10 protein-coding genes are annotated in these 17,717 nt (G+C 39.9%); 6 read left to right on the top strand and 4 right to left on the bottom strand.

Features of this window, described 5'->3' with window-relative positions; translation table 11 throughout:
• Positions 1-237: 237 nt before the first annotated feature.
• Positions 238-3,729, bottom strand: coding sequence for a PAS domain-containing hybrid sensor histidine kinase/response regulator (locus AC07U8_RS20175; RefSeq protein ID WP_035371643.1), 3,492 nt, complete (start codon positions 3,727-3,729; stop codon positions 238-240).
• Positions 3,730-3,914: 185 nt separating this feature from the next.
• Here AC07U8_RS20175 and AC07U8_RS20170 point away from each other — a divergent pair, with 185 nt between their 5' ends.
• The 4 genes from AC07U8_RS20170 (at position 3,915) to AC07U8_RS20155 (ending at position 8,998) form a co-directional block, all read left to right on the top strand.
• Positions 3,915-4,247: a DUF485 domain-containing protein gene (locus tag AC07U8_RS20170; RefSeq protein WP_004725226.1), complete on the top strand. Its 333-nt coding sequence runs from the start codon at positions 3,915-3,917 to the stop codon at positions 4,245-4,247.
• 1 nt (position 4,248) lies between these two features.
• The gene (locus AC07U8_RS20165) at positions 4,249-5,964 is read left to right on the top strand and encodes a cation acetate symporter (RefSeq protein ID WP_004816490.1); all 1,716 of its coding nucleotides are present in this window, start codon (positions 4,249-4,251) and stop codon (positions 5,962-5,964) included.
• 218 nt (positions 5,965-6,182) lie between these two features.
• Positions 6,183-6,863: an ion channel gene (locus tag AC07U8_RS20160; protein WP_494738497.1), complete on the top strand. Its 681-nt coding sequence runs from the start codon at positions 6,183-6,185 to the stop codon at positions 6,861-6,863.
• Between the two features lie 167 nt (positions 6,864-7,030).
• Positions 7,031-8,998 carry a glycine betaine transporter gene (locus AC07U8_RS20155; RefSeq protein ID WP_096735337.1) on the top strand — a complete coding sequence of 656 codons (1,968 nt, stop codon included), beginning with the start codon at positions 7,031-7,033 and terminating at the stop codon, positions 8,996-8,998.
• A gap of 75 nt (positions 8,999-9,073) precedes the next feature.
• Here AC07U8_RS20155 and omp33-36 read toward each other — a convergent pair whose 3' ends face one another.
• The gene (gene omp33-36 / locus AC07U8_RS20150; RefSeq protein WP_034612715.1) at positions 9,074-9,958 is read right to left on the bottom strand and encodes a porin Omp33-36; all 885 of its coding nucleotides are present in this window, start codon (positions 9,956-9,958) and stop codon (positions 9,074-9,076) included.
• Between the two features lie 879 nt (positions 9,959-10,837).
• On the opposite strand from omp33-36, the gene blaOXA reads away from it, so the two are divergent.
• A complete protein-coding gene (blaOXA, locus tag AC07U8_RS20145; protein ID WP_494738496.1) occupies positions 10,838-11,683 on the top strand; it encodes an OXA-274 family carbapenem-hydrolyzing class D beta-lactamase in 846 nt (281 codons plus the stop codon).
• A gap of 287 nt (positions 11,684-11,970) precedes the next feature.
• On the top strand, positions 11,971-13,683 hold the full coding sequence (locus AC07U8_RS20140; protein ID WP_034612708.1) for a GGDEF domain-containing protein: 1,713 nt from the start codon (positions 11,971-11,973) through the stop codon (positions 13,681-13,683).
• 79 nt (positions 13,684-13,762) lie between these two features.
• Here AC07U8_RS20140 and AC07U8_RS20135 read toward each other — a convergent pair whose 3' ends face one another.
• A complete protein-coding gene (locus AC07U8_RS20135) occupies positions 13,763-14,332 on the bottom strand; it encodes a hypothetical protein (protein ID WP_494738495.1) in 570 nt (189 codons plus the stop codon).
• Positions 14,333-14,584: 252 nt separating this feature from the next.
• The gene (gene uvrA, locus AC07U8_RS20130) at positions 14,585-17,416 is read right to left on the bottom strand and encodes an excinuclease ABC subunit UvrA (protein WP_004816511.1); all 2,832 of its coding nucleotides are present in this window, start codon (positions 17,414-17,416) and stop codon (positions 14,585-14,587) included.
• Positions 17,417-17,717 lie beyond the last annotated feature (301 nt).

Below are 17,717 nucleotides of genomic sequence, written 5' to 3'. Positions count from 1 at the left end.
CTATTTTGATGTTATTTGCCATAGAAAAGAGGGCTTTGAAGTTTTTAGTCAATAAATGGGTTCAAGTTTTGCTATTTTTTGAATGCTTTTGCACAAAGCTTAAAAAAAATTGCTATTCCACTTAAAAAATTGCGTTACAAAACCTCTAGAATGCAACGATCTAGAGGTTGTAAATGTTTCAAAACATTAAAGAAGAACGTGATCAATAAACTGAAAAGGGTTGAACGTAGTGGAAGATTATTTAGAAATCTTCAAGCCAGATAACCATGCTCGAAGAGAAGCAGGTTTCAATGGTTTCTTCAACAACACCACGTTGAGGTCTTTAACACGTTCTGGTAATTCAGGATCAGAATCTGCAGTAATCAGTGCTGAAGGAACATTTTCCTGACGGTTTTCGACAATAAAATCTAAGCCAATTTTGCCGTGATTTAAATGCTGATCAACCAGCCAGACTTGAATATTTTCTTTTTGAATAATTTCCAAAGCTTGTTCAGGTTCAGTGGCTTTAAAGACTTGATAACCCCATTTGGTCAGTAGCGTTGCCATACCCTCTAAAATCGTATCATCATTGTCCAAACATAAGATTTTATAAGCTTTGGCTTTTAATGGTACCGCTTGTACAGGTGATGAAACCACTTTAGGTGCTGCTACCATTGGCACATCAATCATAAAGCATGAACCTTTACCCAATTCAGAGTAAACATGCACAGGATAATCAAGCAAACTGGTCATACGTTGTACGATTGCTAGACCAAGCCCTAGGCCTTGCTCACCCCATGGCGAGGTATGTCCACAACGCTCAAACTCTTGAAACAGCTTAATGCGTTGTTCTTCTGCAATCCCCGGACCGGTATCCCAGACACCGATACGGATATGATTTGGGCGATTGGACGCGCGTAACACACCAACAATCACACGTCCACGAGCAGTATAACGTAAGGCATTACTAACAAAGTTTTGGATGATACGGCGAATCCATTGTGGGTCGGTATCAATCCAGAATTGGGCATCATGGACATGCAATTGGATATTGCGTTGTGCAGCGATTGATTTAAATTGCAGTTCTAAATCACTCAATAAATCATGCAGCGGATAAGCTTGGCGTTTCGGTTGGATTGAACCACCTTCCAGTCGTGCAATATCCAAAAGGGCAGACAACATACTCTCAGCACCATGTAAGGCACGATCAAGCTGTTGTAAGGTTTTACGATCTTCATCCGATTGTACGCTTTGTTCTAAAGCCGTACTGAATAAGCGTGCTGCGTGCATCGGTTGAAGCAAATCGTGACTGGCTGCTGCAATAAAGCGGCTTTTTGACATATTGGCTTTGTCGGCTTGCTCACGTGCCAGTTGTTGTTCAGATAAGGCATTTGCAAGCTGTTGAGTACGGTCCGACACACGTGCTTCAAGTACCGCTTCATTTTCACGGAATGCAGTAATATCCGCAAAGGTTGTAACAAAACCACCACCTTCAATGGGATTACCACGCATTTGAATCACACGGCCATCTTTACGAATCCGTTCAAACTCATGTGCGCTACCGACTTTCATCCAATGAATTCGCTTACGTACATGTTCTTCTACCGAGCCTGGACCACATTCGCCACGCTCTGCGTTATAACGAATCAAATCGGCAATTGGGCAACCGACATAGACTAAATCTTTTGGATAATCAAACAACTTTAAATATTGATTGTTCCACGCGACCAAACACATGTTTTCATCAACCACACTCACCCCTTGGGTCATGTGGTCAATCATGGTCATGATGAGATTTTGGTTAAAGCGTTGCCATTGTGACGCTTGGTCAAGAATATTTGCCACTTGGCCCAAAGCCAAGCCATTATTGACCATAGCCGTGGTGAGTAATGTCCGTGCTGAGGCTGCACCGATTGTGCCTGCGAGGTATTGTTCAGTGAACCGCCACCACATCCCATTGGCACTGCTATTCTCATTGAGCACCACATTATTCATGGTGCAAAATTGCTGAAAGGCATGGGTTGCTGGGCCTTCACCAGTAATCCGTTTGGCAAGTGCAATCAGATCGCCGACTTTAAGTTTAGCGACATCATGGTGTAAATAATTAATATCGGTAGAGGTATTTTGTGCAGGTAAGGGCTTGGTTTCATAATAGAAAAAGCTCTCTGCCTGAATTTGCTCAGCAATACTTGGGCGATAAATACGAGAGACCCAAATATATAAAGTAATATTTAAGCCAAGTGCCCAGATTACACCATGGGTAAGCGGGGCAAAAGATTCAAAGCCAAATAAGGCTTCTGGTCTTAACCATTCAATATTTAAAGGTCCAAACATCAAAAATTGATGTGCAAACTGGCTATATTCAACAGGTAAGCTACGTAAAATCGTTGGTAATAATAAGGTATATGACCAAAGGATAAAGCCTACGACCAAGCCTGCATAAACCCCTTGGCGACTTCCACCACGCCAGTATAAACCACCAATTAAAGCCGGCGAAAATTGTGCAACTGCACTAAATGCCAATAACCCAAAGGTGGATAATTGGTCAATATCATTAAAGAAGTGGAAGAATAAAAATCCAAGTAACATTACCGCTAAAATACACACACGACGGGTAAATTTAAGTACCTGTGGTAAGCGCTTGTCATGACGAGAAAGAATGCCAAACTTCCATAGAGAAGGCATAATCAAGTCATTACTGAGCATGATGGACAGTGCCACAGACGAGACTAACAGCATACCTGTTGATGCTGAAAAACCGCCTAAAAATGCCAGTAAAGATAACCAGTCTTGGTTATAACTAATTGGCAATGAGAGTACCGCAACATCAGGAATGGTCAGATATTTAGGTGCTGCATGAAGAGCCCAACTGGCAATTGGAATAATGGCAATAATGGTCAGAATCAAATATGCCGCAAACCACCGTCTTGCACCACGAATATGTTTTTCATCGCGTAATTCAACCACTGCCACATGGAACTGACGTGGTAAACAGATAATCGCCAATGAGGCCAATAATGTTTGAACCCAGAAAGTGTCAGGCACACCAAACAGTTGTACTTCATGAAAAGTCTTTTGCACATCCTGTGAGATTTGTACGATATTTTGTGGATGATCAAAAATAAAGAAAAAGGCCACGCAGAGCAGGGCAAATAGTTTTACAAATGATTCAAAAGCAACAGCAAGCATTAAACCGCCATGTTGTTCGGTATTGGCAATTTGTCTTGTACCAAACATCATGGCCAAGATCGCCAATACAGCGGTAAGACCAAGCACACCATTGGTGGTGGTGGAGACCACTTGGGTATTGTGATCGAGCATGACGGAAGCGCTAAGCGCAATGGCGCGTAATTGTAGTGCTAAGTAAGGAATAATGGCGATTACAGCTAAGATGGTCACTAAGGACGCTAATGTTCCACTTTTACCATAACGTGCTGCGACAAAGTCGGCAATTGAAGAAATCGCATGATGTTGTCGAACGCGACCTAAACGACGCCAAATGTCATAACCCAGCCAGACAAATAATAAAGGTCCTAAATAAATCGGAAGAAAAATAATTCCCTCACGTACTGCAGCTCCTGTTGCTCCATAAAATGTCCAAGATGAGCAATATACCCCCAATGTTAGACTAAAGAGAAGCATCCTGCCGCGCGTACTTAATCGACTCGCATGCTTCTCACCAAAGAAAGCACAAACGAATAGAATGAGGATGTAAAGGGCCAGAACCCCTATAATTAACCAACTGTTCATAAGGACTACAGTATAAAAAGCTGCGCCTATAATAACGCATACATGAACTGTCTCGTTTATTTTGCTCAAAATTTAACGACCAAAGTCTAAGTTACGAGAACCCCACAATATTGTTAATTTTGACCATGTAAAAAAATATTAAAAAAAGCAACCAGCGTTCTGGTCGCTTATCAAGGAGCATGGTTATGGATGAGAGACAGGTAGAGGCGATTCTACAAAATCCAAAATTCAAGGAAATGGTTGCTAAAAAAAGTAAATTAAGCTGGACATTAACTGCAATTATGTTGTTCGTTTATGTTGGATTTATGCTTTTAGTTGGCTATAACAAAGAATTTTTAATGAGTTCATTTAGTGGTGGCATCACCACTTGGGGGATTCCTTTAGGTTTAGGAATTATTGTTTTATCTTTCGTATTGTGTGGTGTGTACTCATATATCGCCAACAATAAATTGGATCAATTGAATGCAGATGCAATGAAAGAAGTCGAAGCAATCGCCCACGAAAAAGGACTGCACTAAGATGAAATGGAACTCTTTAAAGACTAAAGCAGCTCTTGCATCTACTGCACTGCTTTCTACTGTTGCACAAGCAGGCCCAGATTTAGGTGAAGCTCAGCAGCAAGCGACTAACTGGCATGCAATCATTATGTTTGCAATTTTTGTTGGTTTAACCTTATTTATTACCAAATGGGCTGCAAAACAAACCACCAATACCGCGGATTTCTACACCGCTGGTGGTGGTATCTCTGGTTTCCAAAATGGTTTAGCGATTGCAGGTGACTATATGTCTGCTGCATCGTTCTTGGGTATTTCTGCATTGGTGTTTAGCTCAGGCTTTGATGGCTTGCTTTATTCACTGGGTTTCATGGTTGGCTGGCCAATCGTATTGTTCTTGGTTGCTGAGCGCCTACGTAACTTAGGTAAATATAACCTGTCTGACGTGGTTTCTTTCCGTTTAGAAGAAAAACCAGTACGTACACTTGCAGCAATCAGTTCGCTTGTAGTTGTGGCTTTCTATTTGATTGCTCAAATGGTGGGTGCTGGTCAGCTGATCAAACTGTTATTTGGTTTGAACTATAACATCGCAGTTGTGATTGTTGGTCTTCTGATGATGGCTTACGTGATCTTCGGTGGCATGTTGGCAACAACTTGGGTACAGATCATTAAAGCGGTTATGTTACTTTCAGGTGCAACATTCATGGCGTTCATGGTGATGCATTCTGTCGGTTATAGCTTCTCTGAAATGTTCAGACAGTCTATTGATGTATTTGCAAAAGTACATGATGTCAGTCTTGATGATGCAACCAAAATTATGGGACCAGGCAGTTTGGCGAAAAACCCACTCGATGCTTTATCGCTTGGTTTAGCACTCATGTTTGGTACAGCAGGTTTGCCACACATTCTTATGCGTTTCTTTACAGTTAAAGATGCTAAAGAAGCACGTAAATCTGTGGTTGTTGCAACAGGCTTCATTGGTTACTTCTACTTATTAACTTTCATTATCGGTTTCGGTGCGATCCTTTTCGTATCAAACAACCCACAATTTATTGATGTCGCTAAAATGGCTGTGACTGGCAAACTAGAATTAGTTGGCGGTAACAACATGGCAGCGGTACACCTTGCAGATGCAGTGGGTGGCGATCTGTTTATGGGCTTTATTTCAGCAGTTGCATTCGCAACGATTCTTGCGGTAGTTGCGGGTTTGACACTGTCAGGTGCTTCAGCAATTTCACATGACTTGTACGCAAACGTACTGAAAAAAGGTCAAACAACCCCTGAATCTGAATTACGTATGTCGAAGATTGCAACACTTGGTCTTGCGATTTTTGCGATGATTTTAGGTATTTTGTTCGAGAAGCAAAACGTTGCCTTCATGGTGGGTTTAGCATTCTCTGTCGCGGCGTGTGCAAACTTCCCAGTATTGGTTCTTTCAATGTTCTGGAAAGGCTTAACTACACGTGGTGCTGTTGTAGGTGGTGTTGTCGGTCTAGTGACAGCGGTGACTTTAATTATCTTGTCTAAAGCAGTTTGGGTAGACACATTAAAAATCTCTGATACTCCGATCAACTCATTCAATGGTCCTGCAATCTTTGCTATGCCATTAGCATTCATCTGCTGCTGGTTGTTCTCTGTGACAGATAAATCTGCACGTGCAGAAGCAGAGCGTAAAGCATTTGATGCACAGTTTGTACGTTCACAAACAGGTATTGGTATCTCTGGTGCTTCAGATCACTAAGTGATTTGAGATCAGCCTAAAAAACACCTTCTCGAAGGTGTTTTTTTATGGGTGATGCAAAGCCAGAACTCCATCATCCCAGTTTCAGCTTTTAAGCGATATAAAGCTTGTTTTATGCAGATTGATCAGTTGAATGATCACGAAAAATTGAAAGGATTTAAGAAACCCCATGAATATGTTAATTTGAATGTTTAAAAGAACAATCAGAATCAGAAAATATGCGTTCAATGATCGAATTTTGGAAAGGTTTTAAACAATTACCGTCAGCATGGTTATTGTTGGTCCAACTGCTTATTTTAGTTTTATCTGTCTATACCAATGCCAGCAGAAGTTATCAAATTTTAACTTGGTTACTCGGTGTCTCTGCATTACTGATTATTGCCAAAGTGATTCGACAAACACCGACATTTACACTGTTGGGCTTAACCTTTGTCACGGGGGCATTTGTAATGTCCTTTCTGATGCTGATTGGCTTTCATTCTGTTACTTTGCAAATCTTTGCACATTCATTTGAAGCAGCCGCTTATTTTTGTGCAGCATATGGTCTAATCCGCTATATGTTTGCAGATCGTTATTTAACCAAAGATGAACTGTTTGCTGCGGGTGCGGTATTTACCCTGATCGCATGGGGATTTGCCTTCTTATACAGTATCTGTCAATTGATGGTTCCACAGAGCTTTCAAAACCCAAATCATGTTGCAGACTACCAATCTTGGCTGGATTTATTGTTCATTAGTTTTAGTCTGCAATCGGCAACAGGATTGTCCGATTTGATTCCTGTTGCGCCTGCTGCACGGGTGATTTCAATGTTGCAAATGTTCTGTGGCGTGATGTATTTTGCCCTGATCGTCTCACGGATGATTGCCCTGCAATATATTGAAAATAAACCAAAATCATGAACTAATGATCTTGTTACATTTAGTAAATTGTTGAAAATGTTAATTTAAATTATAATGTGGCCTGAATCCAATCGCTGTTCTACAGGATTCGTCTTTTTTCACACCTGTGAATGCCTTTTTTTGACTTTAAAAAGTCTGTCCATTGAGTATAAAAACCTGGGGGAAATATGCCTTCCAAAAAAATCACTTGGTTTGACAATGTCAATCCAAATGTTTTCTTGAGCACTGTTGGAATTATTGCGCTTTTTTTAGCCGTTGTTGTCTTTGCACCAAATGCCTTTGAACTGATTACTCAAAGGATGAACCGCTGGATCACCGATTCATTTAGTTGGTTCTATGTTTTATCTGTCGCAATATTTTTAATTGTGCTGATTTTTATTGCCTTTTCTGACATGGGTAAAATCAAGCTTGGACCTGATCATAGCCAGCCTGAGTATAGTAATGGGTCATGGTTTGCCATGCTATTTACTGCGGGTATGGGGATCGGGTTAATGTTCTTCAGTGTTGCAGAACCTGTCATGCATTATGTCAATCCACCTACCGGTGATCCACAAACCATTGAATCTGCCCAAGAAGCAATGAGAATTACCTTTTTCCATTGGGGCTTACATGCTTGGGCTATCTATGCGGTTGTAGGTTTAACGCTGGCTTATTTTGCTTTTCGCTATAACTTGCCACTCAAAGTTCGTTCGGGTTTATTTCCGATTATTGGCCAACGAATTCATGGTCCAATCGGAGATGCGGTCGATACTTTTGCCACCATTGGTACCGTATTTGGTGTAGCTACCACGTTAGGATTTGGGGTAACGCAAATTAACTCTGGCTTAAATTATTTATTTGGCTGGGAAAGTAATATTAGCACCCAAATCTTTTTGATTATTGTGGTGAGTACGCTGGCTTCATTGTCGGTTTTCCTTGGATTAGATAAGGGAATCAAACGACTTTCTGAACTGAATCTAATTTTAGCCTTGGTATTACTGGGCTTTGTATTCCTTGCCAGTTCCAGTATTTATATCCTGCAAGCAACCATTCAAAACGCTGGGCAGTATATTTCGAATTTATTTAGCATGACCTTTAATTTATATGCTTATCAATCGAATGGCTGGATTGGGGGGTGGACCATTATGTATTGGGCATGGTGGATTTCTTGGTCACCATTTGTCGGTATGTTTATTGCGCGTGTTTCAAAAGGTCGAACCATTCGAGAGTTTATTGTCGGTGTACTGCTTATTCCGACAGGCTTTACCTTGATCTGGATGGGATTTATTGGCAATGCTGCCTTGTTTAGTATTATGGAACAAGGGCAGACGGGGCTGATTTCTGCGGTACAAAAAGATTCATCAGTTGCATTGTTTGAGTTTTTAACCCATCTGCCTTTTTCAGGTGTGTTTAGTCTTATTGCGACACTCCTAGTGGTGTTGTTCTTTGTTACCTCTGCGGATTCTGGTGCATTGGTGACCGATTATCTCACTGCGAAAACAGAAAATTCGCCGATATGGCAACGCTTGTTCTGGACTGTTTTAATGGCGGTCTTGTCGATCATTCTATTAATGGTTGGTGGGCTAGGCGCACTACAATCGGCCACCATGATGAGTGCCTTACCATTCACCTTTATTATGCTGTTGTTGTGTTGGGGCTTAGTCAAAGCATTGCGCTTAGATGTCACCAAGATGCAGGCTTTACAAGTGGCAAGAATCACGCCGAGAGCTGTGCAAAACCCACGTAGTTGGCAGCAACGTTTGGGCTTAATCATGCACTATCCGCATACGTTGGCCGAAGTACAACATTATATTCAGGTTGATGTGATTAAGGCTTTTGAAAGTATTCGTTTTGAGTTTAAACGCCGTGATTTAAATGTGGTGATTAAAGAAACCGAAGACGGTGTTCAACTGAGTGTGGATCATCATGATGAGTTCAATTTTATCTATAAAGTCATTGCACGCAAAATGGTTGCGCCAAGCTTTATGATGAATGAAGAACATCAGGAAACCGATGATTTTTATCAAGCAGAAATATTTTTAAGAGAAGGTGGTCAAAACTATGATGTGATGGAGTGGACGCAAGAAGACTTGATTCAAGACATCATTGACCAATATGAACGCCATCTACATTTCTTAAATGTACTGAGAAACTAAGTTGTTTATTTAAAAAACAAAGGCAATAAAAAAGGACTCGTATGAGTCCTTTTTTTGATTCAATTTCTAAGCAACTTAGAAACGGAATTTAGCGTTTAAGCCAACAGTTTGCGTATCACCAACATACGAAATTGCTTGGCCTTTATTGTTTTCGTAGTTTGCATTTACGTAGCTTGCACCAACTGCAATCGCAGGCGTGATGAAGTAGTTTACGTTTGCACCCCAAGCTGAATCAGGCGTACCTTCGTAGCTAGACGCTGCGTAAGAAGCACCAACGCTTAATTGTGGGTTCAAATAGAAATCAGTTTTGAACTGGTATGCAGTCGCATCACCATAGATGATGCCTGATTCAAACGCTAAAGACATATTTGTACCGTCAATACCGCCAACGTATTTAGCACGTGCAGTGATTGCGTCTTGGTCTTCACCAATTGTTGCAGCTTCAGCAGTCGCTTTAGCAACGCCGTTACCCATAACATTGAATGCATCTAAAGCAACTTGGTCAGCAACGTTAGTGTAACCAACAGCGACTAAGAAGTTTTGAGTAGGAAGAGCACCCACTTCTAATGCAAAACGATCGCCTTGATCATTTGGCAAGCCATTTTTACCGTCAAGGATTGTGTGGCTATAAGAAGCACTTGCGTATGCAGGTACATATGGAGTAGGAACATAAAGTTCAGCTTTAGCGCCGTAGTTATGTGCAACTACACCAGCGTCTAATTCGCCATAGTTATATGCTAAAGAAACATTTGATGCTTGGTTTAAGAACGCTGCTTCAGCCAATGGACCTTTTGAAGAGTCAACATTTTTGAAGTAGTAAGTACCTTGCAAACCACCAGTGAAATCTTTGTCATTTTCAGTTGTATCGATATACTCTGATTGACCTTGAATTTCAAATTGGTATGCTTGAGCGCCGGTCATGGCTAATAATAAAGCAGTGGCTAAACCGAGTTTTTTCATAATCTTTTCCAATAGGAGAAATTGGTGAAACAGACGGCATTGTATTGTAACAAGATATTAAGTCAATGATGTTTAAGGCCACTGTTTACAAAGTAGATACATGAAATTTACATTGTTTAAAAAACGTACATTTAAACAGCTTTACGTCAACCTAGAAAAAAACTTAATTAGAACAACAGACTAAATTCAGACAAAAGTTTTATTTCATATAAAACAGATATCAAATTGTTAAATTAATACATTCATTTTATTGTTTATTTGTGTTTTTTGATCGATATTACCGATGGTTGTTTTGCGATCAATGTCAAGAAAATGTCATTAAATTCTGCTTATTTTTAGAATTAATTTGTGATTGTATAATCATTTCATGTGAATATTGTTGTTTTATTCTCAATTATTTATAAAAACGATAATTAATTTATATCCGATCAATTTAATAGGTTTTACAAAGTAAAAGATATTTTGGATAATGAGTCAATAAAGTTCATTCATTTTAAATGAATTTTTTTGAGATTTAGAGTTTATATGCCCAGCTTTCCCCAAGGTTGGGCTTTTTTTTTATTTAAAAATTCAAAGCAAATCGTATTAAACAGACAATAAAAATATCGCACCAATATGTAGCATAATTAAGCAAAAGGTGAATTGTGTTGGCATGATTCTTGCCAAAAAAATCCCAATTTTCAAAGAAAACTGGGATTTTTCGCCAAAATCTGGAGCAAATCAATAAATTCTGCTGAGGAATATTAATAAATTGCCCTAATGAAGTGCATTATGCACCAATATATTGCACCTGTAAATATTTTCTTACATTCAATTTAAAAAATAATTCATGGGCTCATCTACACTATTTCAGATTGAGTCAATGCCTAAGTAAAGTTTATGAGTAATTACCGATTTAAATCTAAAATAAAAAGCAGTGTATTGATCATTCTGAGTAGTGTGGCATTTTCAGGTTGTGTTTCTAATGCCAATTTGCATGATCCAGCGTCATCACAAAGAACAAGTGAAATCCCGTTGTTGTTTAATTATGCGCAAACTCAAGCCGTCTTTGTGACTTATGATGGAACTCAATTTAAACGTTATGGGAATGATTTAAATAGAGCCAAGACTGCCTATATTCCAGCCTCTACTTTTAAAATGTTGAATGCCTTAATTGGTTTGCAACATGCGAAAGCGACGAATACAGAAGTATTTAAGTGGAATGGAGAAAAAAGATCTTTTCCTGCATGGGAAAAAGATATGACCTTGGCACAAGCAATGCAGGCTTCAGCCGTACCTGTATATCAGGAGTTGGCACGACGTATTGGCTTGGATTTGATGAGTAAAGAAGTCAAGCGTGTTGGTTTTGGCAATATACAAATTGGTCAACAGGTAGATAATTTCTGGCTAGTCGGCCCATTGAAAATTACCCCAGAACAAGAAGCTAAATTTGCTTATCAATTGGCAAACAAAACATTACCTTTTGATGATGCTGTACAGCAACAAGTTAAAGATATGCTCTATGTCGAAAGACGGGGTGATTCCAAGCTTTATGCCAAAAGTGGATGGGGAATGGATGTGGAGCCACAAGTGGGGTGGTACACAGGATGGGTGGAACAGCCGAATGGTCAGATCACTGCTTTTGCTTTAAACATGCACATGCAGACAGGGGATGATCCTGCTGAACGCAAGCAACTGACATTAAGTATTTTGGATAAATTAGGCTTATTCTTTTATTTGAGATAAATACAGTAGATAAAAAAATGCCCAGTTTATTGGGGGAAACTGGGCAATAAAAAAAGGTATATTTTCAAATCATGAGAATTTCTATCTAAGTCCAATTTTATGCAAATTCTATTTATATGTAAAATGTGAATTTTGAATATTACTCATCTATAAAAACGATAATATAAAGGCGTTGAACGCTGTAGATTAAACTTGATTATGTGGAGTAGTTTATGTGTATATATTCTATAATATAAACAAAATTTCTTTAGCTTTATTGCGATATAACTTCCCACAGGACCATGGTGATGGTGCATGAACTCAGATCAGAACAAATAAGCACGCGTTTGCTTATCCTCATGTCAGTCATCATTTTGTCTGTTTTGTTAATTGCTGTTCCACAAATCATCAGTAATTATCGAGAGTATAGTCGAGCAAATCGAGCTTTAGTCAATATTCAAGCCTTGCAAGTTTTTGCTGAAACATCCAATAAAATTTCACGGGAAAGAGCGCCAACAAATAAAGCAATGTCGAGCACGACAGCAAATTTTCCAGACAGAATAAAAGAATTGCAGGACTATCGTAAGGACGTAGATCAGCAGATTAATTTAACCGTCGAGACCTTAAACAAGGCGGGGTTTACCAGTTTGGCGGATCAAGTTGATGTTCAGTTAAGACATGATTTGAACATCGCCCGCAAACAAGTCGATGCTTATTTAGCCTTACCGTTAAAAGAACGTAATTCAGTGCAAATGGATCAAGTGATTCAGGGAATGTTTCGGGCGTGGGACAGTTGTAGAGCCATGTTGCAGCAATTAATTAATCATTCAAAAAAGAATAATAGCGATGTGACGGATTATGCTTCAATTGTGCTGATATTGGCTGATTTACGTGATCAATCTGGACGAGTTGCGTCTAACATCATGGCACCCCTAAGCTTTTCCGAACCCCTGCCTGAATATAACAAAGCACGCTCATTACAAACGCAAGAACAGGTTAAATATTTATGGCGTTTGATGGATACCATGCAAATAGAGTCTTTAAAAACGCCAGAGTATCTTTATTTATATGGTCAGGTGAAAACTCAATTTATTGACCAAGGTTTACCCATCGTAAATCGTTTGGTGCAAGAGAGTAGAAATCAGCAGCCTTATTTTTTAACGGCAAACCAACTGACAGATGCAATCGTGGATAAGTTTACCACGGTGGTAAATTTACAAAAATATCTACTTGAAACTCATGCCTTAAGTGCACGTCATCGAATGGAATCGGAGCAACGTCAATTTTTTATCACGTTATTTATTTCTCTTTTGTCATTGTCGGTCGCAGTTTTTACGATGTTATATACACGTAAAAAATTATTTGAACCCTTGATATATGCAAGAAATATGATTTTGGAACTGTCTCAAGTACAAGAACGTGATTATCTAGGGGATGCTTCGATACAAACCAAAGAGGTGCATACCCTAACTGATGCGCTTGATAAATTAAAAGAAATGCTCAAGCAACGTGATGCTTTTGAATTTCAATTACAAAATAGCGCCAACACTGACAGTTTAACCGGTGTCTCAAATCGATTGGCTTTAGATGTTTATTTAAAAAATATTGCGACACAAACCGAGCGGTTTCAAGAGTTGACCTTGATCATGGTGGATATTGATAATTTTAAATATGTGAATGATCGCTTTGGGCATATTTTAGGTGATTCGGTTATTGTTGAAATTGCTCGATGTTTAAAAGCAAATATTGCGCAATCTGATTTGATTGTACGTTTTGGTGGCGATGAATTTTTGATTTTGATTGATCGTATTCAATGGGATTGGGCGTTGCAAATTTCTGAAAGCATTTTGGCTGATGTCTCACGGTTAAATTTTAACAGTTCTATGTCTAACGAACAGCTCAATGTTTCTGTCAGTATTGGCGTGGCAACTGGGGCTGAAAGTTGGGAAGCCTTATTTAATCGGGCAGATGCATCGCTATTTAAGGCCAAAGCACAAGGTCGAAATAAAGTCGTGGGATGATCGACTGGGAATCTTGATGATGATTAACCGGTTAGAAAATATTGATTGATCATCAGCATTCAATAATAAGAATATTGAATTATTTTGCAGTGACTTTACGTAACTCAGCATACAATTGATTTAAAAATTGTTGCTGTTCTGCATTGTCTTGAAAGTGACGTTGATACAGGACACTACAGCTTTCCACATCGACAATATTATTGAGATTAAATGACCAATCCTCTGTATTTTTAATACCAATCCCCAGATCATCACCACAACGTTGCCACTGTTTGGAGAAACCAGAGTTTTGATTGGCAGCAAGCTGCTTAAATTCTGCTTTAAGGCTAAAGCCGCGCATTTCTGAGTTGGTGAATTTGTTGATCGCACTGATTGGTACACCACCCCAAGTGATGGTTTTTCCACTCGGCATTGAGATGCTTTGCAGTTTACTTTCACTCATTAACTGACTTTGTCTGCCGGTTTTAAAGCCCTGTTTTTCGTAGGTCAAAGTAGAGCCAATAGGAAGCTGTATTTTTTTAATCAGTAAGGGCTGGGTGGTGATAAAATAAGGATTGTCTGGTCTGCCATTACCACCGGCAATGTTTATACTACAACTGCTGAGTAAACAGATACTTGGGACTAAAAAACATAAGGAAAGAAGCTTCATAAGGAAAATATCCTGTGCTATGCATTGATCTTGCCTTGTTTAAATTAGAAATGCAAAATTTGCTCAGCAAATCCTCAAATTAAGCCAATGATTATTGGAATATATAAGAGAAAGCCGCGAATCTGAGTTTTATAAAAATTATATGAGCTATTAAATTTCAAGATTAGATGATTAATCTCCCCCCCTAAGCCCTATGGGATAAAGGGAGAAACTCCCTCCTTATTTAATGGAGGGAGGGGAAGATGCAGGGAATTACTTCAACAACGGCTTTAAGAATTTCGCTGTATGTGAAACTTTGGATTTCACCACCTGTTCTGGGGTACCTTCCGCAATAATCTGACCACCACCTGCGCCACCTTCAGGGCCTAAATCAATCACCCAGTCCGCCGTCTTAATTACATCGAGATTATGCTCAATCACCACAATGGTATTGCCCTTATTGCGTAGTTCATGAAGAATATCGAGCAGTTTGGCAATATCATGGAAATGCAAACCAGTGGTTGGCTCATCCAGTACATACAAGGTTTTACCTGTATCGCGTTTTGCCAGCTCACGCGCCAGTTTGACCCGTTGCGCTTCACCACCAGATAGCGTTGTTGCAGACTGACCTAAGCGGATATAGCCTAACCCGACTTGGTTTAAGGTTTCCAAACGACGGTGAATCACAGGGATTGCATCAAAGAAATGCATCGCATCTTCGACGGTCATTTCCAATACATCAGAAATATTCTTGCCTTTATAACCAACTTCCAAGGTTTCACGGTTATAACGCTGACCATGACAGTTATCACAAGGCACGTACATATCGGGTAAGAAGTGCATGGCAACTTTGATCATACCATCCCCCTCACACACCTCACAGCGCCCGCCTTTGACGTTAAACGAGAAACGACCTGCAGCATAACCACGGGCTTTAGCTTCAGGGGTTTGCGCAAACAATTCACGAATCGGGGTAAATAAACCAGTATATGTCGCTGGGTTAGAACGCGGAGTACGCCCAATCGGACTTTGGTCAATGTCTACCACTTTATCAAGGAACTGTAAGCCATCAATCGAATCAAACTTTTCAGCAGTTAAGGTGGTTGCACCATTTAATTGCGTCGCTGCAAGTGGTAACAGGGTACGGTTAATTAAGGTGGATTTACCTGAACCTGAAACACCTGTCACACAAGTCATTACACCTAAAGGAATCGTCAAATCAACATTTTGTAAGTTATGCCCTGATGCGCCCATCAGTTTAATTTGTTCTTCAGGCTTAGGCGGTTTAACTCGCTCTTTGGGTACTGCAATTTTTAACTTACCAGAGAGGTATTTTCCTGTTAGAGAGTTCTCGTTGGCTGCAAGTTCATCATAGGTTCCTTCGGCAATGATATGACCGCCATGTACACCAGCCCCCGGACCGATATCAATAATATGGTCGGCTGCACGGATTGCATCTTCATCATGCTCAACCACTAAAACGGTATTGCCCAGATCACGCAAACGAACCAGTGTTTCCAATAAACGATCATTATCACGTTGGTGTAAACCAATGGATGGCTCATCTAAAACGTACATCACCCCCATTAGACCAGCACCAATTTGTGAGGCTAGGCGGATACGTTGTGCTTCACCACCTGAGAGTGTTTCAGCAGAGCGAGACAGGCTTAAATAATTTAAACCGACTGATACAAGGAAGTGCAAACGCTCGCGAATTTCTTTAAAAATTTTATCAGCAATTTCACCTTTGGCACCTTCAAGATTTAAATCTTGATAGTAGCTTTCAGCATCACCAATCGACATTTTGGTAATTTGGGCAATGGTTTTGTCTTTAACACGGACATGACGTGAAATTTCATTTAAACGTGAACCGCCACAAGCATCACAAGCGGCATTGGATAAATACTGCGCCAGATCATCACGGACATAATTAGATTCAGTTTCACGATAACGACGCTCTAAATGAGGCAAAATGCCTTCAAAAGGTTGTACCCGATTGTGTTTACGACCACGTTCATCGATATAGCTAAGATCAACTTTTTCTTTGCCTGTACCGTAAAGAAATTTCTTTTTCGTATCAGCGTCGAGTTCATTCCAAGGCGTGTCTAACGAAAACCCAAAATGATCTGCAACTTTCTGAATCATGCTGTAATAGTATGGACGTTGTCTGTCCCAGCCGCGGATTGCGCCTTGGCTAATAGAAACATCTGGACTTGGAATGAGTTTTTCAGCACTGAAATGACTACGGGTACCTAAACCGTCGCAGACAGGACAGGCACCAAATGGATTATTGAACGAGAACAAACGTGGTTCGAGTTCAGCAACAGCACGGTCGCATTCAGGGCAGGAATGTTTTGCTGAAAATACACGGTCAGGATGTTCACCACCCATCCACGATAAAATCGCCAGATCACTGCCTAAACGTAAGGCTGTTTCAAAGCTTTCGGCAATTCGGTTACCTAAGTCATCACGGACTTTAAAGCGGTCAACCACAACTTCAATGGTGTGCTTTTTCTTTTTATCGAGTTCTGGTGGTGTATCGATATCAATCACTTCACCATCCACGCGCGCGCGGACAAAACCTTGGCTTTGTAATTGCTCAAACAGGTTACTGTATTCGCCTTTACGCTCACGAACAACTGGTGCAAGGAGCATCAACGCTGTACCTTCTTCCAGTCCTTTCACTGCATCGACCATTTCAGAAACAGTTTGTGCAACCATCGGCAAGTCATGCTCTGGGCAGTAAGGTGTACCAACGCGTGCATAGAGTAAACGTAAATAGTCGTAGATTTCAGTAATGGTTCCCACGGTTGAACGTGGGTTATGGCTGGTAGATTTCTGTTCAATCGCAATCGCAGGGCTTAAACCTTCAATTGAATCAACTTCAGGCTTTTCCATTTGTGAAAGGAACTGACGTGCATAAGCAGATAAAGATTCGACATAACGGCGCTGACCCTCAGCATATAAGGTATCGAAAGCCAGAGATGATTTCCCTGAGCCTGAGAGTCCTGTGATGACCACAAACTTGTCACGTGGAATATCGAGTGACACATTTTTTAAATTATGGGTACGTGCGCCTCGAATACGGATATGACTTTGACTCATAAAAGCTTTCTCGAAATTATGCGAATTAAAGGGGTATATGATAGCGATTTAATTTTGTTCAAGCTGTAAAAAATAGTTTTTAAACGACAAATTGTGTCATGTAACTGACCATTTAAAACTGTGATGGAGTTTGAGTTTTTGAATAAAATAATAATATTCATATGTTTATGATAGTTTTCAATAATTTTTAGGGTCGCATTCAGCTAATTTAAAATCAAAGCTATAATTTATTTAAAATAAGTTATTGAAGAAAAATGAGATATGCAGTCAGTTTTTTGACGCTGCGCTAATTTCTGAGTAC

It is taken from the genome of Acinetobacter sp. GW821-FHT01E09 (assembly GCF_059422385.1).
The sequence above is the reverse complement of the archived record's forward strand: the minus strand, read 5'-3'. Positions and strand labels throughout refer to the sequence as shown.